Here is a 218-nt window from a genome sequence, read left to right as displayed (position 1 = left end):
GTAACTATATCTATAACCGTATCTACACTACTCGCTACATCAATACTTACTGTAACCGTAGCATTACCTACATCCTCTGCAACTGTAATATCACTAATACTAACCGTAGGGGTATTATCATTATCAGTGATCGTTACCGTACCACTTGGATCGGTATTACTCGTATTACCACTGGTAACTGTACCACTAACTGTTAAGTCCTCACTTGGCTCATCAAT

Annotated in this window: 1 protein-coding gene; it reads right to left on the bottom strand. The window is 39.0% G+C overall.

Translation table 11 applies throughout. The features are described from left to right. Positions 1–218, bottom strand: a 218-nt coding sequence (locus ACWNT5_RS24365) for a hypothetical protein (protein ID WP_456518879.1), incomplete at both ends; no start/stop codon positions are given.

The sequence above is a fragment of the Aquimarina sp. 433 genome, assembly GCF_054054605.1.
The sequence above is the reverse complement of the archived record's forward strand: the minus strand, read 5'-3'. Positions and strand labels throughout refer to the sequence as shown.